23 protein-coding genes and 2 riboswitches are annotated in these 23,733 nt (G+C 53.9%); of the genes, 15 read left to right on the forward strand and 8 right to left on the reverse strand.

What is annotated here, in order from left to right:
• Positions 1-171: 171 nt before the first annotated feature.
• Entirely contained in the window at positions 172-1,188 is a 1,017-nt protein-coding gene (locus ACZ2GZ_RS07255) for a D-alanyl-D-alanine carboxypeptidase family protein (RefSeq protein WP_029595421.1), read from the reverse strand.
• Between the two features lie 162 nt (positions 1,189-1,350).
• Between ACZ2GZ_RS07255 and ACZ2GZ_RS07260 the strand changes: the two genes are divergently transcribed.
• The 5 genes from ACZ2GZ_RS07260 to ACZ2GZ_RS07280 all read left to right on the forward strand — a co-directional run bounded on the left by ACZ2GZ_RS07260 (position 1,351) and on the right by ACZ2GZ_RS07280 (position 6,778).
• Positions 1,351-2,883: an FAD-dependent oxidoreductase gene (locus ACZ2GZ_RS07260; protein ID WP_214714888.1), complete on the forward strand. Its 1,533-nt coding sequence runs from the start codon at positions 1,351-1,353 to the stop codon at positions 2,881-2,883.
• A gap of 66 nt (positions 2,884-2,949) precedes the next feature.
• On the forward strand, positions 2,950-4,416 hold the full coding sequence (locus tag ACZ2GZ_RS07265; protein ID WP_029595423.1) for a carboxypeptidase M32: 1,467 nt from the start codon (positions 2,950-2,952) through the stop codon (positions 4,414-4,416).
• 11 nt (positions 4,417-4,427) lie between these two features.
• The gene (locus tag ACZ2GZ_RS07270) at positions 4,428-5,141 is read left to right on the forward strand and encodes a glycerophosphodiester phosphodiesterase (protein ID WP_214714890.1); all 714 of its coding nucleotides are present in this window, start codon (positions 4,428-4,430) and stop codon (positions 5,139-5,141) included.
• A 253-nt stretch (positions 5,142-5,394) separates the two neighbouring features.
• Positions 5,395-6,192, forward strand: coding sequence for a DUF4397 domain-containing protein (locus ACZ2GZ_RS07275; protein WP_021067496.1), 798 nt, complete (start codon positions 5,395-5,397; stop codon positions 6,190-6,192).
• On the forward strand, positions 6,140-6,778 hold the full coding sequence (locus tag ACZ2GZ_RS07280) for a class F sortase (protein ID WP_236355686.1): 639 nt from the start codon (positions 6,140-6,142) through the stop codon (positions 6,776-6,778). Before ACZ2GZ_RS07275 ends, ACZ2GZ_RS07280 begins: the two co-directional genes overlap by 53 nt.
• A gap of 101 nt (positions 6,779-6,879) precedes the next feature.
• Here the strand turns inward: ACZ2GZ_RS07280 and ACZ2GZ_RS07285 are convergent, their stop codons facing one another.
• Together ACZ2GZ_RS07285 and ACZ2GZ_RS07290 are read right to left on the reverse strand one after the other, a co-directional pair.
• Complete coding sequence (locus ACZ2GZ_RS07285) at positions 6,880-7,317, reverse strand: MarR family winged helix-turn-helix transcriptional regulator (protein WP_021067494.1); 438 nt, start codon at positions 7,315-7,317, stop codon at positions 6,880-6,882.
• Between the two features lie 91 nt (positions 7,318-7,408).
• The gene (locus ACZ2GZ_RS07290) at positions 7,409-8,467 is read right to left on the reverse strand and encodes a GTP pyrophosphokinase (protein ID WP_021067493.1); all 1,059 of its coding nucleotides are present in this window, start codon (positions 8,465-8,467) and stop codon (positions 7,409-7,411) included.
• A 112-nt stretch (positions 8,468-8,579) separates the two neighbouring features.
• On the opposite strand from ACZ2GZ_RS07290, the gene ACZ2GZ_RS07295 reads away from it, so the two are divergent.
• The gene (locus ACZ2GZ_RS07295) at positions 8,580-8,807 is read left to right on the forward strand and encodes a hypothetical protein (protein ID WP_214714908.1); all 228 of its coding nucleotides are present in this window, start codon (positions 8,580-8,582) and stop codon (positions 8,805-8,807) included.
• A 103-nt stretch (positions 8,808-8,910) separates the two neighbouring features.
• Entirely contained in the window at positions 8,911-9,234 is a 324-nt protein-coding gene (locus tag ACZ2GZ_RS07300; RefSeq protein ID WP_021067491.1) for a YflT domain-containing protein, read from the forward strand.
• Positions 9,235-9,274: 40 nt separating this feature from the next.
• Here the strand turns inward: ACZ2GZ_RS07300 and ACZ2GZ_RS07305 are convergent, their stop codons facing one another.
• Complete coding sequence (locus ACZ2GZ_RS07305) at positions 9,275-10,312, reverse strand: SDR family oxidoreductase (protein WP_214714910.1); 1,038 nt, start codon at positions 10,310-10,312, stop codon at positions 9,275-9,277.
• Between the two features lie 192 nt (positions 10,313-10,504).
• Between ACZ2GZ_RS07305 and ACZ2GZ_RS07310 the strand changes: the two genes are divergently transcribed.
• Complete coding sequence (locus tag ACZ2GZ_RS07310; RefSeq protein WP_021067489.1) at positions 10,505-11,800, forward strand: glutamine synthetase family protein; 1,296 nt, start codon at positions 10,505-10,507, stop codon at positions 11,798-11,800.
• Between the two features lie 49 nt (positions 11,801-11,849).
• Here ACZ2GZ_RS07310 and ACZ2GZ_RS07315 read toward each other — a convergent pair whose 3' ends face one another.
• The 3 genes from ACZ2GZ_RS07315 to ACZ2GZ_RS07325 all read right to left on the reverse strand — a co-directional run bounded on the left by ACZ2GZ_RS07315 (position 11,850) and on the right by ACZ2GZ_RS07325 (position 16,098).
• Positions 11,850-13,343, reverse strand: coding sequence for a peptide MFS transporter (locus ACZ2GZ_RS07315; RefSeq protein WP_021067488.1), 1,494 nt, complete (start codon positions 13,341-13,343; stop codon positions 11,850-11,852).
• Between the two features lie 144 nt (positions 13,344-13,487).
• A complete protein-coding gene (locus ACZ2GZ_RS07320; RefSeq protein WP_021067487.1) occupies positions 13,488-14,732 on the reverse strand; it encodes an MDR family MFS transporter in 1,245 nt (414 codons plus the stop codon).
• Positions 14,733-14,997: 265 nt separating this feature from the next.
• Positions 14,998-16,098 carry an AI-2E family transporter gene (locus ACZ2GZ_RS07325; protein WP_021067485.1) on the reverse strand — a complete coding sequence of 367 codons (1,101 nt, stop codon included), beginning with the start codon at positions 16,096-16,098 and terminating at the stop codon, positions 14,998-15,000.
• A gap of 173 nt (positions 16,099-16,271) precedes the next feature.
• Positions 16,272-16,372: riboswitch (SAM riboswitch) on the forward strand.
• Positions 16,373-16,449: 77 nt separating this feature from the next.
• Here ACZ2GZ_RS07325 and ACZ2GZ_RS07330 point away from each other — a divergent pair.
• The 5 genes from ACZ2GZ_RS07330 to ACZ2GZ_RS07350 all read left to right on the forward strand — a co-directional run bounded on the left by ACZ2GZ_RS07330 (position 16,450) and on the right by ACZ2GZ_RS07350 (position 21,355).
• Positions 16,450-17,625, forward strand: a complete 1,176-nt coding sequence (locus ACZ2GZ_RS07330; RefSeq protein WP_021067484.1) for an aminotransferase class I/II-fold pyridoxal phosphate-dependent enzyme — start codon at positions 16,450-16,452, stop codon at positions 17,623-17,625.
• Positions 17,622-18,638 (forward strand): iron-containing alcohol dehydrogenase family protein, encoded by a 1,017-nt coding sequence (locus tag ACZ2GZ_RS07335; protein WP_029595429.1) that lies wholly within the window; start codon positions 17,622-17,624, stop codon positions 18,636-18,638. Before ACZ2GZ_RS07330 ends, ACZ2GZ_RS07335 begins: the two co-directional genes overlap by 4 nt.
• 40 nt (positions 18,639-18,678) lie before the next feature.
• Positions 18,679-18,783: riboswitch (SAM riboswitch) on the forward strand.
• Positions 18,784-18,855: 72 nt separating this feature from the next.
• Positions 18,856-19,677 carry a MetQ/NlpA family ABC transporter substrate-binding protein gene (locus tag ACZ2GZ_RS07340; RefSeq protein ID WP_021067482.1) on the forward strand — a complete coding sequence of 274 codons (822 nt, stop codon included), beginning with the start codon at positions 18,856-18,858 and terminating at the stop codon, positions 19,675-19,677.
• Positions 19,678-19,686: 9 nt separating this feature from the next.
• Positions 19,687-20,721 (forward strand): methionine ABC transporter ATP-binding protein, encoded by a 1,035-nt coding sequence (locus tag ACZ2GZ_RS07345; RefSeq protein WP_029595430.1) that lies wholly within the window; start codon positions 19,687-19,689, stop codon positions 20,719-20,721.
• Complete coding sequence (locus ACZ2GZ_RS07350) at positions 20,693-21,355, forward strand: methionine ABC transporter permease (protein WP_021067480.1); 663 nt, start codon at positions 20,693-20,695, stop codon at positions 21,353-21,355. Before ACZ2GZ_RS07345 ends, ACZ2GZ_RS07350 begins: the two co-directional genes overlap by 29 nt.
• Positions 21,356-21,382: 27 nt before the next feature.
• Here ACZ2GZ_RS07350 and ACZ2GZ_RS07355 read toward each other — a convergent pair whose 3' ends face one another.
• Positions 21,383-21,778: a Spx/MgsR family RNA polymerase-binding regulatory protein gene (locus ACZ2GZ_RS07355; RefSeq protein ID WP_021067479.1), complete on the reverse strand. Its 396-nt coding sequence runs from the start codon at positions 21,776-21,778 to the stop codon at positions 21,383-21,385.
• Positions 21,779-21,950: 172 nt separating this feature from the next.
• On the opposite strand from ACZ2GZ_RS07355, the gene ACZ2GZ_RS07360 reads away from it, so the two are divergent.
• Positions 21,951-22,334 (forward strand): DUF302 domain-containing protein, encoded by a 384-nt coding sequence (locus ACZ2GZ_RS07360; protein WP_021067478.1) that lies wholly within the window; start codon positions 21,951-21,953, stop codon positions 22,332-22,334.
• A 104-nt stretch (positions 22,335-22,438) separates the two neighbouring features.
• A complete protein-coding gene (locus ACZ2GZ_RS07365; RefSeq protein ID WP_029595431.1) occupies positions 22,439-23,731 on the forward strand; it encodes a hypothetical protein in 1,293 nt (430 codons plus the stop codon).
• Positions 23,732-23,733 lie beyond the last annotated feature (2 nt).

A 23,733-nucleotide genomic window follows, 5' to 3' on the forward strand; every position in this document is an offset into this window, starting at 1 on the left:
CGGGTGAGCGCAACATTTTTCATGATTAAAGTTTAAATGTTCTGACAATTAGTTATGCGTGTGACACTTCTGCGTCATCTGTTTGTCATATAATTCGTCATATTTTATGTCTTTAAACGCAAACGACGGCTTCTCCCTTTACAGAGAGAAACCGTCGTTTGATTGCTTAAATCACTCGGTGGTGAGATTGAACGCGATTTTTTCGACAGAACGCATCGTCGGGAACGTCTGCCCGGATTTGGCTTGCATCGTCACCAAGGCATATTGTTTCCCATCCCGCTCCATCAAGAACACCATCGTATAGCCCGATTCGTCGGTATAGCCGGTCTTGGTCGCTGTGACGAGTTTCGAGTAATGGATACTCCGTTCATTGACGGCAGATCCGAGATGATACCACCAGCGTCGCTTTTGATTTCCAGCAGCGTCTTTAAACTTTGCCTCATATTCATACGTCCCGGCAATCTCGACGAGTTCAGGATAAGTGCCGAACGCATACGTGATGCGAGCCATGTCGAGCGCGGTCGTATAATGATTCGGGTCGGAGTAGCCATGGGCATTCCGGAACTGGGTCCCGGTCAGTCCGAGCACTTGGGCGCGTGCGTTCATCAGTTCGACGAACTCATTCGTCGAGCCGCTCACGTATTCGGCTAGACTATTGGCCGCGTCATTTCCTGATTCGAGCAATGTCGCGTACAAGGCCTGGCGAACGGTCAAGCGGTCACCGACCGCGAGGTGGACGATATGGCTGTCCCATGGGATATCTAAAGTAGATTTTTTGACGATGACCACGTTTTGATCGAGTTCTTTCTCGGCGACGGCCTTCTCATAAGCGAGAAGTGCGGTCATCAGTTTGGTCGTACTGGCCGGGAAGACGCGGTCCGCACCATTCTTGTCAATCAGCACCTGGCCATCTGTTAAATTGACGAAAGCCATCGATCCGACGAGAAGTTCGGCCGTGTCGGGCGACACGAGCGGTTGCGTCGTCCATGGTTTGATTGGAATCTCGGGGAACGACGGTCCTTGTTTGACCGGTACGGCGGCCGCGGCCGGCGCAACAGGTTTCGGTTCTACTTCTTGTTTAAAGCCGATCAATGCAGGGATGATGGCAAGTAATCCAATCATGGCGAGGCCGACAAAGAGTCGCCTCATGATGAACGTGTTTCTTCGATGTCTGCGGTTTCGTTTCACTAGATAATCGCTCCTTCATTGTTTACTTTTCTACCATAATGGATGAGGCCTCCTGAAATCGTCTTCAAAATCAAGAATCAGGTCAATAATTGAGGCGTATGAAATGAATCGGAAGGGGTATACACAGTAACAGACACTTATCTTATTAGAGGAGGTACGTTTATGCATCGTCATCCGTTCACCAATTCACTCTGGCGTCAGCACAATGCGGCAACACCTTATCCGCGACTTGAGAGCTCTGTTTCGTGTGATATCGTCGTCATCGGGGCAGGAATCGCCGGGCTCGTCACGGCATATGAGTTGCAACAGCGCGGCAAGCAAGTCGTCTTGCTCGAAGCGGCCGAGATCGGCCGGGGGACGACCGGGCACACGACCGCAAAATGTTCCGTTCAGCATGGCGCCATCTATTCCAAATTGATTCGGACGTTCAATCAAGAGACGGCGCGTCACTATTACGAGTTCAACGAGCAGGGACTCGCCTATTTGCGGCGTCAGGTCGAGGACGGCTTCGATATCGATTTCGAGACGAAAGATTCATACTTATACTCAATCGACGGGTCGAGCCAACTCGTCGCAGAGCGCGAAGCGTATGCGCAACTCGAGCTGCCGGGAGGTGACGCGACCGAGGAAGTGAAGGCCGTCCTCCCGTTCGAGGTCAAACAAGCGATCGTCATTCGCGACCAGGCTCAGATGCATCCGGTCAAATACTTACACGAGCTCGCCAACCGTTTCGTCGCGGCCGGGGGGAGACTGCACGAGAAGACACGGGCGTCCGAGATCAGTTCAGGGCCACGTCCGATCGTCACGACGTCGACGGGCCGACGGGTTCAGGCGAATCAGGTCGTAGTCGCCACCCATTACCCGTTCAACGACATCCGCGGGCTATACTTCTCGAAGTTCGAGGTCGAGCGCTCCTATATCGTCGCCTGTGAGACGGAACAGCCCGTCCCGGACGGCATGTATTTGAGTGTGGATCAACCGAGCCGATCGTTCCGGACGTTCCAGGAAGGCGACAAGACGTATATGCTCGTCGGAGGCGAAGGGCACTTGAGCGGGCACGTCACCGAGACCCGCTCGCGCTATGATCGCCTGGACCGCTTCGCCCATGAAACGTTCGGGTCCAAGAAGGCGAGTTTCCGTTGGTCGTCCCAAGACTTGATCACATTGGACCATCTCCCGTACGTCGGGCAGATGTTCAGTCGGGAACCGGACGTGTTCGTCGCCACCGGGTTCGCCAAATGGGGGATGACGAACGGGATTGCCGCCGGACTGTTGCTTGCCGACCTCTTGACCGGACAGCCGAATCGATTCAACGACTTGTTGGACCCGCAACGTTCGAAATTGAAACCGGCCGATGTCGGGCAATTCTTAAAGACGAACCTCGACACGGCCGTTCAATTCGTCAAAGGGTCACTGGAAAGACCGGGTACACTCGACGACCTGCAACTTGATGAAGGCGGGATCGTCCAGGTCGACGGCAAGAAGGTCGGCGCGTACCGTGACCTCGACAACGAATGCCATCTCGTCTCGACACGATGCACCCATATGGGATGTACCGTCAATTGGAACGATGCGGAACGCTCATGGGATTGTCCGTGCCACGGTTCACGGTTCGACACGAAAGGAAACGTGTTGGAAGGACCGGCGACACAACCGCTCGCCTATGAGCGGAAAATCGATGTGCCGAAACAATAGGCAACGCGGGTCGTCTATATTAAAGTAAAGAAGTAACGATATAACTGTCATAGGGGTGGAATCAGAATGGAACTAACAAAGCAGTGGCGTGACCATTTCAAACAATTGCGTGCCTTCGACGAGGCGATTTCTTTACTGTATTGGGACATGCGTACCCAGATGCCGGAACAGTCGGCACCGCTACGGGCCGAGACGATTGGTTATCTGTCGACCGAGGCGTTCAAACGCCAGACGAGCGAATCGTTCAAGGCGCTGTTGGCCGAGATGACCGAGACGGAGGACTTGACACCGATCGAGTTGCGTTCGGTCGCGGTCGCCAAAACCCAATATGAACGGAATGCCAAAATTCCGTCCTCAGAATATCAGGCGTATGTGACGCTCGTCTCTGAGGCTGAGACGGCGTGGGAGAAAGCGAAGGATCAGAATGACTGGCACATGTTCGCTCCATATCTTGAGAAGATCATCGGATTTCAGCGGAAGTTCGCCGACTATTTCGGCTACGAATCGCATCCGTATGACGCCCTCCTTTACGATTATGAGCCAGGGATGACCGTCGACCAGCTCGATGAATTGTTCCGGACGCTTCGCGACGAGCTCGTACCGCTGATCCGTCAGCTGCCTGAACCGGTCCAAGGGCTCGACTGGTCGATGGACAAGGCCGTTCAGCAACGACTGTGTGAGGACTGGATGCGTGTCGTCGACTATGATTTGACGCGCGGCCGTCTCGATGCCACGGTGCATCCGTTCGAGATCACGATCAACCGTCGCGATGTGCGCATCACGACGAAATATGATGAGACCGATTTCCGTAACGCCTTGTTCGGTACGATGCACGAGGCCGGGCACGCGACGTACGAACAGCAAATCGACTCGGAACTCGACGAACTCGGTCTCGGGGGCGGTGCCTCGATGGGCATCCATGAGTCACAGTCCCTCTTCTTTGAAAACTTTGTCGGACGAAGCGAGGCATTTTTGAAAAGCGTCTATCCGCGCCTTCAATCCGAGCATCCACAGTTGCAGAATATAGATTTTGATACGTTCTATGCCGGCGTGAACGAGGCGAAACCGTCGCTCATCCGGATCGAGGCGGACGAACTGACATATTGCCTGCATATCATCATCCGCTATGAGCTTGAAAAGCAACTCATCCAAGGAGATTTGTCGGTCGAGGATTTACCAGCGGCATGGAACGCGCTCTATAAGGAATATCTAGGTGTCGATGTGCCGAGTGATGCGAAAGGCGTCCTACAAGATGTTCACTGGGCCGGCGGGTCGTTCGGTTACTTCCCGAGTTACGCCCTCGGTCTGATTTACGCCGCTCAATTGACGGAATCACTCAAGAACGAGCATCCTGACTTCGAGTCGCTCGTCAGCACGGGCACGTTCGGTCCAATCAAACAATGGCTCGAGGACAATGTCCACCGCCATGGTAAAGCGCTGACCCCGAACGAACTCATCAAGCAAGTGACCGGAGAGGACATCTCGGTCCGCCCGCTCATCCGCTATTTGACGAACAAATACAAAACGAACTGAGGCGGAAACGAATGAAACTTTTCGCGCACCGAGGGGTGATGGCCCATCACCCGGAGAATACGATGACGGCGTTCCGGGCAGCTCTCGAAGCACAAAGCGATGGGATTGAGGCGGACGTGCACATGACAAAGGACGGAAAGCTCGTCCTTATCCACGATGAGACGATCAATCGGACGACAGATGGGCGTGGACGTGTCGCCGATATGACTCTATCGGAGCTGCGAGGCTATAATGCCGGTGTCACGTTCGCTATCCAAGAACAGATTCCGACGCTAGACGAACTGATCGATCTGTGCCGAGGGACATCGATGGTCCTCAATCTCGAGGTCAAGACGGATATCGAGCGGTATCCTGGTATTGAACAACTCTTGCTTGACACCATTCGAAACCAGCGTCTTCCAGTTGGACAAGTCATGTTCTCTTCTTTTAACCATTCGACGCTCCAGCGTTTGATCCAATTGGCGCCAGAAATTGAGTGTGCCGTATTGTTGGCACAACCGCTCTATGACCTCGTCGCATATTGCAAGAAAGTCGGCGCGACCGCCGTTCATCCGAATGTCCTGACGATGACCGATGAAGAGATTCTTCATCTTCAGGACGAAGGTCTCTCCGTACGTCCCTATACCGTGAAAACAGTCCACGACCTAGAGCGGTTCAGTCAACTCGGCGTCGATGCGGTGTTCGTAAATGACATCGACTGGGCAAAAGCACATTCAACCCCGTAACGTTACGCGTTACGGGGTTTTTAAACAATAGGGAAGGGGAAGTGTGGTTGATGTAAAGAAAGCGGTTTCTTTCAAATGTGCTGAGCGGCATATTGAGAGCACACCGTCACCTTTACGCCGTTGCTCCGTTGTCTTAAATTTAAGATGTCACCAGCTACATAGCAATCAGATGTAGCACACATTGCAGCACCGCATCAAACTTGTTGTATACAGTCAATCGGTCAACCCAAGCAGAAAAAGGAGGAAATTTCACATGAAGAAATTGATGTCTTTACTTGGTACACTCGCCTTGGCGTTCGCACTCATCGTGCCGGTCAGTGCAGATGGACACGAGAACGCGATGGTACGTGTACTCCACGCTTCACCTGACGCACCTGCAGTAGATGTGTACGTCAACGGTGAAGTCGCGGTCGAAGGCGCAGAGTTCAAAGCGCTCACAGACTACTTGACTCTCCCGGCTGGAGATTACAACGTGGAAATCAAGCCAGCTGGTGATGCAGAGACGGTCGTCGTTGCGGCAGACCTCTCAATCGAAGCAGGAAAATTCTACACAGCGGCAGCAATTGGTCAACTTGAAAACATCGAGATCGCAGCAATGGAAGACGATGCGAACTTCGAAGATGGAAAATCGAAAGTCCGTGTCGCTCACTTCGCACCTGACGCACCGGCAGTCGATGTCGCTCCTAAAGGCGGCGACCCACTCTTCTCGAACCTCGAGTTCAAAGCAGTGAGTGACTACGGTACACTCGACGCTGGCACGTATGACCTTGAAGTTCGTCCGGCCGGCGCGACTGACGTCGTGAAGGCACTTGACGGTGTCGCTCTCGAAGGCGGTAAAAACTACACGGCATTCGCCATCGGACTCCTTGAAGGCGAACCAGCGTTTGAAGTCCTTCTCGCAGCAGACGGTGGGGAAATGGCTGGAGCACCTGACACAGGTCAAGGTGGTCTCGCTCAGACAGCATCGATGAACTGGTTGCTCGCAGCAGCGGTTCTTGGTGCAGCAGCAGCTGGCTTCTACGTCTTTCGTCGTCAGAAGCAAGACGCTTAAACTACTCTTCATCGGAACGTTATCGTTCCTTATGATTGCACCGGGCGCAGACGCACCGGATGCGGACGCGAAATTGACGACGGTCGGCTTCGCCGAACCGCTCGTCCTAGCAACAACCGAAATTGATCGGCAGTCATTCCGTACCGACACATTTATCCCAAAACGACTGAAGATTCCGTCAATTGATGTCAACGCGGTCATCCAACCGGTCGGGAAAGACCGACTCGACCGGATGGATACCCCGACGGAGACAGATGAGGTCGGCTGGTATCGGTACGGGGCGAAAGCAGGGGCGACCGGAAACGTGGTCCTATCTGGTCATCTCGATGACCTCAGTGGTCCGGCCATCTTCGCGAACCTTGGCGACTTACGCCTCGGAGAATCGGTGACGCTCCAGCGTGGCAAAAAGGCAATCGCGTATGAAGTCGTTTCCGTCGAACGGTATCGGCTCGAAGACGTCCCGCTCGCCTCGATCTTTGCGGCGACCCAGGCGGAACGGCTCCAGCTGATCACTTGTGCGGGTCCTTATGACCCAGAGTACGGATACCGGGACCGAATCGTCGTCACGGCGATCGCCAAGTCTTAAATCAAGAATGAACCCGAGTGTGGTCCAACCACACTCGGTTTTTTTGTTGTAGCGTGGCGAAACAAAAAACGACCAGGCCGAGATAATCGGCCCAGTCGTTCTTATGCGTCCATTCGGTCAAGCAGTCTTGACAGAAGAATCAATTCGTCATCTGAGAAATCGGTGAACACGTCCATCAAATACTCGATTTTCATGTCTTCCAGTGTCTCGAACAAGGCACGGCCTTCTTCAGTCGCTTGCAATTCGACGACACGACGATCGCGTTCGCTGCGTTCACGGGAGATCAACCCTTTTTTCGTGAGTTCATCCGCGAGAGCGGTGATCATCGAAGCCGAGAATTGGAACTCGTTCGATAGAGCCGAGGCGATTTGAGGACTGTTTTGACAAAGCGAGCGGAGAATGAAAAATTCGTTTCGCGTCAAGTATTGTGAGAACATCGACCGGAGGTTCTTTTTCACTCCGCGATAGTTCATGCGAATCCCTCGCTCAGCATCGGCGACGAGCTGACGGCGGGATGCTGTTTGTACAGGTGTTGTCATCCTCAAGAGTACCTCCTACATAAAATATCATTATTTGCATATATTTCAGAACATAAAAACATTCTACAACAAAAACATGAAGTCTGTAAAGTTATGATGGCTCTTCGCGGGTACGAAGTTCTTGGATGACCTCGTCGTAATGTTTCAAATCCGGATAGAAGCGTCGGAAGAAGAACTCGATTTGCTGATCATCGCCTTCTGCGAGCAATTTCGCGAGGACGGCATAGACGACACCCATCCCTTGACGGGGCAGGAGAGACGATGGCAACAGCGTCGCACATTGGATGGCCCGATTGAAGTAGAGGTCGAGCGTGTCGCTCAAGTCCTGGAACGTGCGAATCTCCGCGTAATGGAACATACGCGTCAGTTCGATGATGGTCGACAAGTCGGTGTCGAGTAGCCAATCGCTCTGGAAGATGGCGTTGTCAAGCTTCTCGACGGTGACGTCATTGGCGATATAGTAATTCAAATTATCTCGCGTGATGCTCACCTTATCGGGCGATTCGACGATCCGTTCGACGGTCTCTTGTTCGAACGTCCGCAACTGTTTGCGGATATTGACGAACTCGGAGTCGGCAATCTCGAGGAGCCCCGCGACACGGCTGAAGCTGCGCTTGATTTCCGGTGGCACGGCGTTCGGGTTCTTATAACCGAGGTCATGCTCGATCTCGGCCCACGCGTGCTGCAAGATGGACCGGACTTGAATCTCGGCTTCTTTGTCTTCATAGCGACGGTACTCCCCGAGGGCGAGCCGCGTGTCGCTCAAGCCGACGACGTAATGGACCGACAAATAGCCGAACTCATTCGGGTCGAGCAACGTGGATTTATCGATCGACTGTTCGCGGTCGATCCGGAACTCATCCTCGAGGATTTGGGCCACGGCACGGACATCGTCGTGGAAATAGGTCACGATCCGAATCCCCGCCAAATCCTGGACGTCGCGCAACGACCGGTATTGATACGGTTTGCGGGACAACTTGGCATACAGGCTCTCGGCTTCCTTCGCCCGGGCGACGATCGAGTGGAACTGGATGCCGGCGTCGTTCAACAGCTCGCTGAGGAGTAACTTCAGCTTGGCTGCGAACGCCTCGTAATCTTCTTTCTCATTCATATAGTCGAGCATGATCGTGTTCATATCCTGTCTCGGCATCAACATCACTCCTTGTCTCATTAAATGTAGTATAGCATCAAAGAAATCGGTGTCGCATCTGTTGTCCGTCTCTATGATACAATACGGTTTGGAACGGGAAGGAGTGTCACGCGTGAGAGTGAGCCATACGTTGAAATCGACCGAGCGTGAGAAGCTCGAAATCGTTGCCGGGTTGTTGCAACAAGCAGGCTATCGGTCTGGAAAGATCGACTGGCAGACCGGGATCAATATCGTTCGGGTCAGTCGCGAAGATGTGTCGTCTGAATCGGACGAACGGACCCGCATCCAAGGCATCGTCGAACATTTCGGGATCGAGGACTGGAGCGCCACGTTTTCTTGAACCCCTCTTTTTCAAATCGCTGGACGAAATGGGTTTTGTGACTCATTTTTCGGGAATAGTATATTATTCGATTATAGATCAGCGGACGTTTAGGAGGATGAATATGTTAGAAACAAGAATCGTGCGGGATATGACCTCGGTCGACCATGAAGTGAACGGGATGGTGTCAGGGGGATGTGTCAACGAGCACATTTACTTATTTGCGAGAGATGAAGAATTGACGGTGCGGCTCGCTGCAGAAGCGGGTGTGCAACCATACCGCATCACTGAAAAAGGGCTGTGGGAGTCGCTCATGTCGAAGTTTACAAAAAATTCGGATGACCGGATCGAGCAGCTCGAGAGCCTCGGTCTGACGAAAGAGATGGTCGAATCGCTCGAAGGAGAGATTCAGGCCGGGAAAATCGTCCTCGTCTGCGACAAGTCATAAAAAGAGCCGGAACTGACCTCGTCAGTTTCGGCTCTGTTCGTCATTTCGTCTCGTAATAGGCGTTCACGATCCGGCGTAGCGACCGCTCGTTCAAATCGAGCGGTTTGAACCCAGCGTCCTGCAACAGACGTTTCGTATTGGCGTCGTCGAACGCGATATCGCGATTCAAGTAAGGATTGAACACCTTCACCATCTCGTTGAACGTCTGCTCGGCTTGGCTGAGCGAAGACGTTGCCGTCTCCGTGATCTTCAAGTGCGGGAACGCAAGTGCTTGCTTCATATAGTCGAGCATGGTCACGTTGCGCGGCGGGGCATCGTTCGTCACGTTATAGATGGTGTCCGGTTTGGCGTGTTCGATGGCAGCGAGGAGCACATCGGCCACGTAATCGACCGGGACCAGGTTCGATGTGCCGGTCTCAGAGCCGAGTAGACGGATCGGTCCATCCGGTGCCCCACGGCGCTCGAGACGGCGCTTGAACACCTCGAGGGCGCGCATATAGCCATACATCGTGAACTTCGAGTCGGCCTCACCGGTCTTCGAGTCACCGACGATGATGGCGGGACGGAAAATCGAGACGTCGAGGTGGTCCCGTTCCGCCCAGACGGCCTGTTCGGCGTGCGCCTTGCTCTCCTCGTACGGATTATGGAACGTCTGGTCGGTCGCATACAACGTCTCATCGCCGACCTCGCGTGCTCCGAGCGTGTACGCCGTGCTGACGTGGAAGAAGCGAGGGCAATGCAGCGCCTTTGCGAGCGCGAGCGCTTGTCTCGTCCCGGTCAAATTCGTCTCGAACAGTTCCTCACGGAGCTCCTCATCGAATTTGACGAGGGCCGCCATGTGGAGCACCAAGTCGAAGGAACGGTCATGGTCGGTGATGAACCGCTCGTCTGCTCCGAGGAACGGGGCCGTCAAATCCCCGGCCAGGACAGTGATGGAGCGACGTTCGTCCCGTGAGAACATCGCCTCCACTTTCTCAGGTGTACGGGCGAGGACGCACAGCGTATGCCCACGATGAATCAGCTCGCGGGCGAGCCGTCCTCCCAAAAATCCGGTCGCACCGGTCATAAAAATATTCACAGCGTTCTTCCTCTCTTTTCAGTCTCTCCCCATCATAACAAGTGGCAACGGAATGAGCCACTTTCAACCTAAAGAATAAAATTAGGGGTTTAACAATTTTTAAAGTCGGTTATGACTTAAGGAGAAGCGTACGCAAGGTACGTCATGACAGTGTTGATCTGTCAAATAACTCAAGTGAGGTTTTTTAGAATCATGGCTAATCTATTCGGAACAGACAAGGATGGCAACAGGAAGAAGCAAGAAGAGATTGAAAAAACAGTTCAGGAGAAAGGGATCACACAAATCCACATGTACTTCTCCGACGTGCTTGGAGACTTGAAGCTACTGACTCTCTCTGCAAAATTGTTGCCGGAAGTCTTTGAAGGGAAGACGATGTTTGACGGTTCATCCATCGCCGGTTTTTCTTCCATCAAAAACTCAGACCTATTCTTGAGACCGGATTTAGATCGTCCACGCTACGAGCAGGATGGGGACGAGAGCATTCTCGCCTTTTTCTGTGACGTCTGCACACCGGACGGCGAACGTTACGAGTTCGACCCGCGCAACGTCTTGAAGGATGCCCTCGAGCGGGCTGCACGTGACGGCTACTCGATTTTCGTCGGCGCTGAGCCGGAATTCTTCATCTTCGACGAGAATGGTGAATTTTACGATGAGGCGGGTTACTTCTCGACACGTTCGGAAGACAAAGGGTATGAGGTCCGCCAACATATCGCCAACCGCTTGAGCGAAGTCGGTTTCAACATCGAGGCGGTCCACCACGAAGTCGCACCGGCCCAGCACGAAATCGGGATTAAATACGATGACGCGCTCCACACGGCCGACAACATCCAGTTCTTTAAAGAAATCGTTCAATTGGCAGCCCAAGAGAAAGGTGCAAAAGTGTCATTCTTGCCGAAACCGCTCCGTGACGTGAACGGTTCGGGGATGCACCTCAACATCTCGGTATGGAAGAACGACAAGGACGGCAACCCGACGGTGAACGCATTCGAAGAGCCGGAGTCAGACTACGGTCTATCGCTCACGGCCCGTCACTTCATCGAAGGGATTCTGAAGCATGCCCGCGCAACGGCCATCTTCACGAACCCGCTCCCAGAGTCGTATGAACGTCTCGTGCCAGGTTTCGAGGCACCGGTCAACATCTGTTGGAGCCCATCGAACCGCAGTTCGATGATTCGGATTCCGGCGTCACGCGGAAGCGCGACGCGCGTCGAAGTCCGTAACCCAGACCCGAGTGCGAACCCGTACTTCGCGCTTGCGGCATTGATTTATGCCGGACTCGAGGGCATCGAGCAACAGCTCGAGCCGTCGGCACCGAACGAGGACGACTTGTTCGAGTACTCGGCGAAGCAGATCGAGAGCCAAGGCATCTCGTCACTCCCGGCGACGTTCCATGAGTCGATTCAATCGCTCAAGTCGGACCGGTTCCATGATTACTTCAACCATGACTTGATCGACCGCTACTTGTCGCTCATCCAAGTCCGTAAATAAGCAACGTATACAAAAGCCCATTCCTCGGCCGAGGAATGGGCTTTTACGCTTAATGAATCCCGCGCATATACTTTTTGATGACTGGGGCGAGAGCGAACAAAATCATACTGAGTACGATCGCTGCTCCACCGATAATCCCGAAGTAGAGCATCTCGTTCTCTGGTGAATAGAAACGAACGAGCTGGGCGTTAATCCCTTGTGCCGCCGCGTTCGACAAGAACCAGAGTGACATCGTCTGGGCCGAGAAGGCGGCCGGGGCGAGTTTCGTCGTCGCCGACAGACCGACCGGCGACAGGCTGAGCTCACCGAGCACGACGATGAAGTAACTGAGGACGAGCCAGAGCGGATTGACGAGCGTGTCCGGGCCACCGAAGTAGGCCGGGAGCAAGATCACCAAGAAACTTAACCCTGCGAACAAAATCCCGAAGGCGAACTTCGTCGGGATGCTCGGCTCACGGTCACCGAGTCGGACCCAAAGCCATGCGAACACCGGAGCGAGCATGATGATGAACAACGGGTTGAGCGACTGGAACCAGGCCGGTGACAGCGTGAACCCTAAAAATTCAAGGTCGGTCCGCTTATCCGCATAACTGGCCAAAATCGTTGCGCCTTGCTCTTGAATCGCCCAGAACATGACCGAGGCGATGAAGAGCGGAATATAGGCGATAATCCGTGACCGCTCGACTTCCGTCGTTTTCGGGCTGCGATACATGACGATGAAATAAATCGTCGGAATCGCGATCCCGAACACACCGACGAGACCGATGAACGTGTTAATCGTGAACAACCCTTGTGGAATCAACACGGCCAACAGACCACCGATGAGGACGACTGCGATCGTCGTATACTTGATTGCGTTTTTCTTTTCAGACGGTGTCAACGGGTTCGGTACGTATGAACCGGCGAGACCAAGGTTCTTTTTCTTCGTGACCATGAAGACGACGAGACCGATGAACATCCCGACCGCGGCGAGCGCGAAGCCCCAATGGAAGCCATAACTCTTTTGAACCCCTCCGACGATTAAAGGCGAGATGAAGGCACCGAGGTTGATCCCCATATAGAAGATACTGAACCCGGCGTCACGACGACGGTCCGTCTCATTGTATAAATCACCGACGATACTCGAGACGTTCGGTTTCAAGAGACCGGTCCCGATGACGATCAACGCCATTGAGATGAACAAGAACGTCAGGCTACCCGGAATCGACAGTACGATATGACCGAGCATGATGAACACACCGCCGAAGAAGACGGCCCGGGACGTCCCGAACACACGGTCAGCGAGCCATCCCCCGATGACCCCCGACATGTAGACGAGTGCGCCATACACCGACATGATGGACAAGGCGACGTTCTGGTCGAGACCGAGACCGCCATCTGATACCTCGTAATACATGTAGAAGACGAGGATGGCACGCATCCCGTAATACGAGAACCGTTCCCAAAACTCAGTGAAGAATAGCGTGAACAACCCTTTCGGCTGTCCGAAAAAACCTTTTTGTGGCACGCTGTCCACAATTTTCTGTTTATCGATCCTTTCCATGAAAGATCCCTCCTTAACCGTATTATCATAAAAAGAATCATTATGTTTGTAAAGAATAATAGAAGCAAATATTCAAAATTTAACGAATTTGCAACGAATTAAAAAATCACACTAAACGACTAGGTTCAGTGTGATTTATATAGGTCAAGCCGTCTTTTGTTTCGCTTCGGCCGCACTGACGCGACGTCCGAGCTGCCAGTAGATGAGGCCTGACACACAACTGGCCGCCCCGACGAGAATCAAGGCGATATGTCCGGCCCGCTGATCGAAGAATAGGCTCGCCATGATTGGAGCCGTCACCCCGCCGATCAACCATTGGATACTGGCGGCCCCGTTATAGGCCCCACGCATATTCTCCGGAGCGATCAAGGCGATGAACGTCTGTTGGACCGGGGACATGATCATCTCACCGAGCGTATAGAACGCGTATACCGCGAGCAAGACGCTGACGAGGACGAGGTACGGTGTCCCGAGGGAGTAGAGGAGACGCGGCATGACCGCGATCAGGATCATGCCGACCCCGAAGATGGTCGCCCCGGCGAGCATGACGTTGCCGAACGGCTTGCGTCCAAGTTTCGAGGCAATCGGGAACTGGAACAACACGACCATGATGCCGTTCAAGGCGAGCATATAGGCGAACGGGTTCTCACGGTCGGTGAACGACGGCATCGACTCGCGCAAGAACAGCGGCAACATGCTCTCGATGAGCGAGAAGCCCATCGAGATGAACACACCGGCGAAGATGAAGACGAGGAACACCTTATCGTTATAGAACACCCGTAGGACGTCCCGGTTAGACGGTGTATCGGCCTCGGTCGTCTCCGGGAGCGACTCCCGGATGAAGCGGCCGAGGACGAGCGCATAAAGGATAAAGACGAATGACGCCGAGAAGAAGATATACTGCCGGTCGATGAACAGGACGGCGCTGCCGAGGAGCGGGCCGAGCGCCGCCCCGATGTTATGGCCCATCCGCAACAGGCCGAACGCCTCGTTCATCTGTTCGGGCTCGGTCACGTCCGCCACCATCGCGCTCGCGGCCGGATGGAACAACGAGTTCGTCAAACCGAGCATGGCGTTCAAAAGGAGGAGCGGCCAGAACGTCTCGGCGAACGCGAAACCTACGAGCGCGAGCGCGTCGCCGAGGATGGCGATCATCATGATTGGTTTGCGGCCATACAAATCTGCGAGCCGTCCGCCGACGACCGAACCGATGAGGGCCATGATCGGACCGGTCGCCATGATGACACCGACCTGGATATAACTGTCGAGCTTGTCGCTGTAATAGAGGACAAGGAACGGCGCGATCATGAACATCATGACGCCGGTGATCGTCTCCCCGAGGAAGCGGATCCAAATATTGCGGTCGAGTCGTTTGAGTGATTGAATCATTAGGTTCACCTGCTTTAATTATTGGAATGTAAAAAGGGACGCAGCATGCACAAAGGCATACGCGTCCCTACGATCTTAGACATGCCTCGGAAAGCAGGCGAACGTCACGGATTCAAATCACGGAGAGGCGCCTGCCGGTCAATATGGACTTGGACGTGCGAGCGTTGAATGACTGACATCGGTACCTCTCCTTTCTGCATTGGACTGTCTTCTCTTCAAGATTATGATATTTCTGTGAAATGTGTCAACCTAAATCGTCAATGTGTCATAACAATTCATTCAAATTTTTGCGACTGAGCCGGTAGTCGATCAAGCGTGAGAACACGACTTGAATCATCGCCGTGACCGGCACGCTGATGAACATCCCGACGAGGCCGAACAGGCTGCCGCCGATGATGATCGACGTGATGACCCAGAACGGCGTGATGCCGACGCTGTCGCCGAGAATCTTTGGGCCGAGCCAGAGTCCGTCGAATTGTTGCAACAAGAAGATGAACAAGAGGACGATGAGCGCCGTGAACGGGTCATAGAAGTAGGTGATGATGAACGCCGGGATCATCCCGAGCAGCGGCCCGACGTACGGGATGAAGTTCAAGACACCGACGATGACGCCGAGGAGAAGCGCGTATGGCGCCCCGATAATCAACAGACCGGCGACGGCCAGCACCCCGATGATGAGGCAGTCGAGCGACTTCCCGATGATATAGCGTTTAAAGATGTAATCCATCTCTTGGAAGATGTCGATCGTCGTCTTGGCTGACGCGACCGGGAACATCGCATACAACAGCCGCTTGAACATGCGGGCAAAAATCTCTTTGTCTTTTAAAAGATAAATCGAGATGACGATCCCAATCAAGAAGTTGATGAGCGTCATCGTGAAGCTCGAAACGTAGCTGACCGACGACAAGACGGCCGTCTCGACCCAGCCCGAGTAGCGCTCCTCGAACCGGCTGAAATCGATGGCCTGGGCGACTGTCGCGTTATACTCTTTCAAATACGTGTTCAACTGTGACAGATACCCGTCGATTTGCCGGATATAGGACGGGAGTTCCTCGATGAGCGAGGCGAGGCTCGAATAAATGCGTGGGAACAGCGTTACCGCAGAGATGACGAGAATCCCGATAAAGATGATATAGACGATTAGCAAGCCTTGATATCGTTTTAGTTGAAACCGTTCTTCTATATAGGACAGGACGGTATTCAGGAGCAGCGCGATGGCGATTCCCATAATAATCGGCGTCAGCAACTGGAACGTATAATGCATCATCTGCGAAATCGTATCCGGTTCGCTGATGACTTTCCAGAGCACGAGCAGGATCAGGCCGATCACGCTCAACTTCCAAATCAATTGACGGTTTAATTCCAAAGGTCCATCCCCTCATGTTTTAAATTTTGTAGAATAACGTTCACTTTCACTATGAACGTTTTTTTATCGGGATTCAAGAGGACATGCTCATTTTCAAAAAAGGATTGACAAGATTGGTAACGTTTGGTTAACTAAGTGACATATTACAAAAAGACAAATCGCATATAAAACACTTTCTATCAAGAGAAGCGGAGGGACTGGCCCGATGAAGCTTCAGCAACAGATTGATTCAATACTGTGCTAATTCCAGCAAGGTGACCTTGAGAGATGGAAAGGTGGTTGTTTGAATACGTCCGTATCTCGACACCCCTTTCCGCGGAAAGGGGTGTTTTTTGCATAGGAGGACTATTCATGACTGACAGACGCTCACATCTACTTAAAACGTTACCACCTCAACATTTCGTCGGACTCGCGAACGAGGTGGCCGAACTCGAACAAGCCGGCCGCGACATCATCCGACTCGGACAAGGGACGCCTGACCTGCCTACGCCTGAGCCAATCTGTGACGCGCTTCAGACGGCGCTCCTCGACGCCTCGACCCATCAATACGGTCCGTTCCGCGGTCAGGCCCGCCTGAAGCAAGCAGTGGCGACGTTCTATTTGAATGAGTATGGAGTCGAACTTGATCCCGAGACAGAAGTCGCGATTCTCATCGGCTCAAAATCTGGTCTCATCACGTTGCCGCAATGCGTACTCGAACCTGGCGACGGGATTTTGCTACCGAATCCCGGCTATCCTGATTACATCTCGGGGGCACGCCTCGCCGGTGCCGTCGTCCGTGACCTCGTCCTCCGGGAAGAGAACGGCTTCTTGCCGGACTATGAGACGCTCGATACGCAAGATGCAAGACTCATGTATTTGAACTACCCGAGCAATCCGACCGGAGCCGTCGCCTCACCCGCTTTCTTTGACGATACCGTCCGTTTCGCCCGGGAGCGGGACTTGATGGTCGTCCACGATTTCGCATATGGCAGCATCGGATTCGATGGCCATGTCCCGCCTAGCTTTCTGCAGGCGGAAGGGGCGAAAGAAGTCGGCATCGAGGTATATACGATGTCGAAAGCGTTCAACATGTCCGGTTGGCGCGTCGCCTTCGCCGTCGGGAACGCGGACATCATCGAGGCGATCAACACGTATCAGGACCACGTCCACGTCAGCGTGTTCTCGGCCATCCAGGCGGCGGCTGTCGCTGCGCTCGAGGCGCCCCGTACCATTCGCGATGACTTGGCACGACTGTACGAGGCACGGCGTGATCGCCTGATTGACGGGTTGAACCGGGCCGGCTGGGCCGTCGAACCGCCGGAAGGCTCGTTCTTCGTCTGGGCGAAAGTGCCTGAGGGTGATGCCAAGTCGTTCTCGCGGAAACTGCTGCATGAAGCCGGTGTCGCCGTCACCCCGGGCTATTTCTTCGGTTCGGAAGGGAACGGATACGTCCGCTTCGGTCTCGTCTCACCGGAACCGAAGATTGACGAGGCCGTCGAACGAATCGAGCGGTTGTTTGCCGCCTATGAGGAGGTGCGCGCATGATTCGTCAGGCCGTCCTTGAATATGACCACGCCGATGACGCGCTCGATCGTCTTGATGACTTAGTCGACGGCCGCCGTGCCCACGTCCTGCACGGTCAGAAAGGGTATGACGTCGTCCGAGCCATCTTTCCGGCCATCGCGGACTATCCGGCAACAAGGTTCAGCGGGGAGTGCACGGACTCGGAAGTCAAACGGCTCAAACCGTTGGACGCCGACGTGTTAATCGCCGTCGGAGGCGGCAAGCTCGTCGATACGGCCAAACTCGTCGCCTATCAACGGAACGTCCCGCTCATCGTCGTCCCAACGCTCGCCTCGAACTGTGCGGCGTTCACACCGCTCAGCGTCGTCTATCAGGAGGACGGGAGCTACGACCGCTACGACATGTTCCGCGTCGTCATCGAACGGGTCATCGTTGACTCACGGGTCATCTCGCGCTCACCATATGAATACTTTCGGGCAGGTGTCATCGACACGGTCGCGAAGTTTTACGAGGCCCGTTATTTGAGTGGTGACAGCTCAGCTGACGCCGGCGTCAACACCGGACTCGTCTTGGCCGAGCAGTGCGGGCGTCTCGTCGAACTTGAATTGAGCGAGCACGCTTTTGAGTCGTATAGTGACGACGTCCGCTTCGCGGTCGATCACGTGCTCGCTATCGGCGGCGCCGTCGGTGGATTTGGTGACGCCGGGACACGCGTCGCCGTGGGCCATGCGGTCCATAATGCGCTCAGCCGCTTCGAGTCGACCCACTCATTCTTGCACGGAGACAAGGTCGGCTTCGGCCTGATCGTCCAAGAGCGCTTGCGGCGCTCGGCCGATGCTCCGTATTTGGAAGCTTGGTTGAAACGGTTCGGTGCCCCGACGACGCTCGAGACGCTCGGGGTCGGATTTGAGCATATCCCGGTCCTCGTCGACTCCGTCATGACGGAGACCGAGCTGCAACAGTTGCCGGAACCGCTCGATAAAGACTTTTTGAAAATAATTTTTGAAAATTTACAATTATCTATTTACAATTAAAAGAATTAAAAGTAAGATGATAACAACTTAATAGACCGATTGCTTATCAAGAGTGGTGGAGGGACTGGCCCTGTGAAACCCAGCAACCAGATCGTAATGATCATGGTGCTAATTCCAACAGACGAAATCGTCTGGGAGATGAGCGTGTCCGACTTTGACTTGTCGTGCCCGCCACTCTGAATGAGTAGCGGGCTTTCATTTTGGAGGAGGAAAACAAATGAACATCAAACAGAAAACAGTACTTGCAGGAACATCACTACTCGCCGCCATCGCGCTCTCAGCATGCGGACAATCGGACGCGAGCGAGGCGCTCAGCACGGAGTCGCTCACGATTGGCGTCACGGGCGGGCCGCACCAACAGATCGCCGAGAAAGTGAAAGAACTCGCGGCCGAAGACGGCCTCGAACTCGATATCAAAGTGTTCAACGACTATAATACGCCGAACACGGCGCTCGCCGAGGGTAGCCTCGACGTGAACAGTTATCAGACGCTCTCATTCCTAGAACTGCAAAAGTCCGATAAAGGCTATAAAATCGACGACGTGTTCAAGACCGTCGCTTTCCCGATGGGTCTCTACTCAGAGAAATTGACCGACATCGAGGACTTGAAAGAAGGTGACAAGGTCGCCGTCCCGAACGACCCGGCGAACGAGCTACGCGCGCTCCGTCTCTATGAGACAGCGGGACTCATCACGCTCAAAGAAGGATTGACAGACAAGGCGACAAAACGTGACATCGCCGAGAACCCGCTCAACCTTGAATTCATCGAACTCGAGGCGTCGCAGCTCCCGACCCAGCTCCCGGAAGTCGCACTCGCTGCCATCAACACGAACTTCGCGATGGGTGCCGGCCTGTCGATCAACGAGGACGCCTTGTTCCATGAAGACACGGTCGACAACCCGTATCCGAACTACGTCGTCGTCCGTACCGACAACAAGGATGACGAAGTCGTCGCGACGCTCAAATCGTATTATCACTCGGACGAGGTCCGGACGTTCATCGAAGAGACGTTCGACGGCTCAATCGTCCCGGCGTTTTAAGGAGGGCCTATGATCGCACTTAAAGGAATCACGAAGACGTTCACGGTAAATAAAGGTGCTGTCACCGCACTCGACGACGTCTCGCTCACCATCGAGAAAGGCGAGATCTTCGGCATCATCGGCCGAAGCGGGGCAGGAAAGAGCACGCTCATCCGCATGATCAACCTGCTCGAACGCCCGACGTCGGGCCAGGTCGAAATCGAAGGACAGGACGTCACGAAGCTCGACAAACGAGGGCTCTCGAAGCTACGTCATCGCATCGGGATGATCTTCCAACATTACAACCTGCTCAAGACGGCGACCGTCGAAGAGAACGTCGCCATCCCGCTCCGTCTCGAAGGACTCGATAAGCGGATAATCCGCGAACGCGTCGACAAGTACCTCGACATCGTCGGATTGACGGATCATCGGAAACATTATCCGGAGCAACTTTCGGGCGGACAGAAGCAACGTGTCGCCATCGCCCGCGCCCTCGCACATGAGCCGGACATCCTGCTCAGCGACGAGGCGACGAGCGCGCTCGACCCGGAGACGACCGAGTCGATTCTCGACCTGCTTCTCGACATCAATCGCGAGCTCGGGCTGACGATTTTCTTGATCACCCACGAGATGGAAGTCATCGAGCGCATCTGCGACCGGGTCGCGGTCATCGAGGCCGGCCGGATCATCGAAGAAGGGGACGTGCTCGACGTGTTCTCGGACCCGCAGCATGCGACGACGCGCAAGTTCTTGAAGACGAACCTCGATGTCCCGAAAGAGGTCGTCGAAGAATTGAGCACGCACGGGACGCTCGTCAACTTGTCGTTCATCGGCCATCAAAGTGAACAGGCCGTGCTCGCCCAATTGACGAAACGGTTCGGCTTGCTGCCGAATATCATCGGGGGCGGCATCAAAAAGCTTAAAGGTGGTCTCGTCGGTAATCTACTCGTCCATTTGGACGGCGATGAGGGCCAGACCGACCAAGCCGTCCGCTTCTTAGAAGCGAGTGGTGTGAAAGTGAAGGAGGTGACGAACCATGCTTCAGTTTTGGGAAAATTGGGGTGACTTGATTTGGACGGGGACGATTCAGACGCTCACGATGACCGGCATCGCGCTCGTCATCTCGACGTTGATCGGACTGCCGCTCGGGACGCTACTCGTCTTGACGCGACCGCACGGGCGGCTCGCCAACCGTTATTTCTACGGCATCTTGTCGAGTGTCATCAACGTCGTCCGTTCGATCCCATTCATCATTCTCTTATTCTTCATCCTCCCGTTCACCCGTTTCATCATGGGAACAACGATCGGCGTCCAAGGCGTGCTGTTGCCGCTCATCGTGTTCACGGCGCCGTATATCGCGCGGCTCATGGAGTCGGCGCTGCTCGAGGTCGACCGCGGGGTCGTCGAGGCATATGAAGCGATGGGCATCTCGACCCGGAAAATCATCTGGTACGTGTTGATCCGGGAGGCCCGCTCTTCAATCGTGCTCGGTTTGACGATTGCGACGATCGGTTTGATCGGGGCGACCGCGATGGCAGGACTCGTCGGGGCCGGTGGACTCGGCGATATCGCCTATCAATACGGGCATCTCCGATTCGAGCCGGAGGTCATGTACGTGACCATCTTCGTCTTGATTCTACTCGTCCAATCGATTCAATCGTTCGGAAACCGCTTGGCGGCCCGACTCAAGAAGGCATAAGAAAAGAGCTCTGCTTCGGCAGGGCTCTTACTTGTTATCGAGCAATCGTTTCAATTCGGCAATGCGGTCATGGCGCGGGATGAACGTACGAATCTCTTTCTCGCTGAACCCGATTTGAATTCGATTGTCGTCGACGACGATCGGACTCTTCAAAATCTGGGGATGCGACGCCACGAAGCTGTACAGCTCGCGGAGCGACATCTCATCAAGTTGATCCGCCGCTTGTTTGTACACGCTCTTTTGAACGGACAACAGGTCGGTCGTCCCGTTCTCGGTGAGGCGGAGCATGTCTTTGAACTCGGTGAACGACATCCCTTGGTCGGTCAATTTCTTCTCGATGAACGGGATGTTCTGCTCACGTAACCAATCGATCGTCTTACGGGAAGAACTGCAGCTTGTATGTGTGAATACGGTGACCGTCACGGCAACCACTTCTCCTTTACGTAAGTATGGACTCCTTTATTTTCTCTCATACATACGTGACGGACATCGAATATGTTTCAAATCACATATACTTTTTTCGACCGAACAGACGATTTGTCGGTCCTCACTTGGGGTACAAGACGAGAGAGACTACATCATAGGAGGGGTTCACATGTTTGATTACACGGTCAAGACCGATCAGACGGTCGAAGCGGTCGTCGAGAAGCTGAAAACGACGCTCAAAGAGGAAGAGTTCGGGGTGCTCTGGGACTTCAATTTGAGTGAGACGCTCGAAGAGAAAGGTCAAGCGATTGATGGGGACTACCGCATCCTCGAAGTGTGCAATCCAAAAGAAGCGAAAAAAGTCATCACGGCGCACCGGGAAGGCGGTTATTTCCTCCCATGCAAGCTCGCCGTCTTCACGAAAGACGGGTCGACCCATGTCGGGATGCCGAAGCCGACGAAACTGATCGAACTGATCGAGGATGAGTCGCTCCAAGCTGTGGCACGCGATGTCGAGATGAGATTGACCCGAGCCATCGATAAAACTGTGTAACGGTCATTGAACCCGTCCAGGTCGTCGGACGGGTTTTTTCGTGTTCCCTCCTAAAGTAATATAATGGTAAAATTGGTACAAATAAATGGTGAGGGGCGGATGATTTGAAAAAGTTAGTCGGTTTATTTGTACTATCCACAGGCTTATTGGTTGGTTGCGGTGGGGAAAAGCCGGACGTCGTAAACTTGTCTTACGTCGACGCGCATTGGACCGTCAGCAAGTATGCCAAGGAGGAGTTGATTTCCCTTCATTCAGCCGACGAGACGCTTGAAGCCTGTAGCGGTGAGTTGACGACCGAGCTGGAAGGCGACTTGATCGTGTTCGATACGATCGTGGCGAACCGCTATCCGATGACGGACACGGGTGAGGAGTATGCGTTCAAGGCTGTATCGTATTTGAAAGGGGATGAGAATTATGTGCTTTGTCGTGATATGGCCTCGAACCGCTTCTTGGCGGAAGTGATCGAGTCGTTCCCTGACGATGTGGACGTATCAGCAGGGACACCGATCGGTCGTTATCCAGTCGTCGGGCCGGCCGATAAGTCCGCCAAAACCACCTTACGGGATGCCGATGAATTGAACGAGTCAGGCAACCCGATTGAACCGTTCCTCGAAACGCTCGTCGCCTTTTCCCCGGCTCTGTACGGTGAGATTGAAGTAGAAATCGGGGGAATGCCGAGTCCATATCCGTTGTTCTCGTTCGATCCGTCGATGGCCAGCATGAAAGACATCAAAGTAGCGATCGGTTACGACACGATTACTGAGAAACCGTATTTGCTGCTCATGTTTGCGGACCTTTATTTCTCGGTGACTCCACTCGAGTCGATGATTGACCAAACCGCAGAAGGGCTTACATATGAAGCGTTGAGCGTCGAGCGCCTCCCCCTCGAGACGGAGCTCATCCCGGACCAGACTTATCCATTGTATGAGTTCACCTATACTCGTGACGGAAAAGTCGTCAATGAGACGATGACGTTCACATACCGCACCTCTGACTTATTATCGACAGCGGAACGAAAGCAGCTCGAGACACACCCCGACGAAGACTACATGCCACTTGTGGTCGGTCCACTCGTTTATCTTCATCAACAGCCGTTCAACCCGGAATCTCCGTTGTCATACCCGGTTCTTTTAAAAGCAGCGGGGAACGATATGGATGACCTCGTCCAAGCAATCGATTCCGCTGAACCGACGAAGCGTCAAGGTGATGAAGGCGACTATCCGCTTCTAACAATCGTCGATGGACACAAGGGACAAGAGTTCGAGGTGACGTATAAACAGCGCTCGAAAAAGATGGATATTTACGTGACCGACCGCTCGACCGACGAGACGTACAAACTGACGAGCGAAGGGGCCGAGACGTTCTTGTCCTACTTCCCTGACTTGAAGAAGAAATGAGT

The sequence above is a fragment of the Exiguobacterium sp. KKT215 genome (assembly GCF_055635335.1).

Coding starts and splice junctions, on each gene's coding strand:
- ACZ2GZ_RS07330 (WP_021067484.1), top strand. CDS start 16,450: ATGACTGACAGACGCTCACATCTACTTAAAACGTTACCACCTCAACAT.
- ACZ2GZ_RS07340 (WP_021067482.1), top strand. CDS start 18,856: ATGAACATCAAACAGAAAACAGTACTTGCAGGAACATCACTACTCGCC.
- ACZ2GZ_RS07310 (WP_021067489.1), top strand. CDS start 10,505: ATGGCTAATCTATTCGGAACAGACAAGGATGGCAACAGGAAGAAGCAA.
- ACZ2GZ_RS07285 (WP_021067494.1), bottom strand. CDS start 7,317: ATGACAACACCTGTACAAACAGCATCCCGCCGTCAGCTCGTCGCCGAT.
- ACZ2GZ_RS07300 (WP_021067491.1), top strand. CDS start 8,911: ATGTTAGAAACAAGAATCGTGCGGGATATGACCTCGGTCGACCATGAA.
- ACZ2GZ_RS07320 (WP_021067487.1), bottom strand. CDS start 14,732: ATGATTCAATCACTCAAACGACTCGACCGCAATATTTGGATCCGCTTC.
- ACZ2GZ_RS07360 (WP_021067478.1), top strand. CDS start 21,951: ATGTTTGATTACACGGTCAAGACCGATCAGACGGTCGAAGCGGTCGTC.
- ACZ2GZ_RS07315 (WP_021067488.1), bottom strand. CDS start 13,343: ATGGAAAGGATCGATAAACAGAAAATTGTGGACAGCGTGCCACAAAAA.
- ACZ2GZ_RS07290 (WP_021067493.1), bottom strand. CDS start 8,467: ATGCCGAGACAGGATATGAACACGATCATGCTCGACTATATGAATGAG.
- ACZ2GZ_RS07275 (WP_021067496.1), top strand. CDS start 5,395: ATGAAGAAATTGATGTCTTTACTTGGTACACTCGCCTTGGCGTTCGCA.
- ACZ2GZ_RS07260 (WP_214714888.1), top strand. CDS start 1,351: ATGCATCGTCATCCGTTCACCAATTCACTCTGGCGTCAGCACAATGCG.
- ACZ2GZ_RS07265 (WP_029595423.1), top strand. CDS start 2,950: ATGGAACTAACAAAGCAGTGGCGTGACCATTTCAAACAATTGCGTGCC.
- ACZ2GZ_RS07335 (WP_029595429.1), top strand. CDS start 17,622: ATGATTCGTCAGGCCGTCCTTGAATATGACCACGCCGATGACGCGCTC.
- ACZ2GZ_RS07270 (WP_214714890.1), top strand. CDS start 4,428: ATGAAACTTTTCGCGCACCGAGGGGTGATGGCCCATCACCCGGAGAAT.
- ACZ2GZ_RS07350 (WP_021067480.1), top strand. CDS start 20,693: ATGCTTCAGTTTTGGGAAAATTGGGGTGACTTGATTTGGACGGGGACG.
- ACZ2GZ_RS07345 (WP_029595430.1), top strand. CDS start 19,687: ATGATCGCACTTAAAGGAATCACGAAGACGTTCACGGTAAATAAAGGT.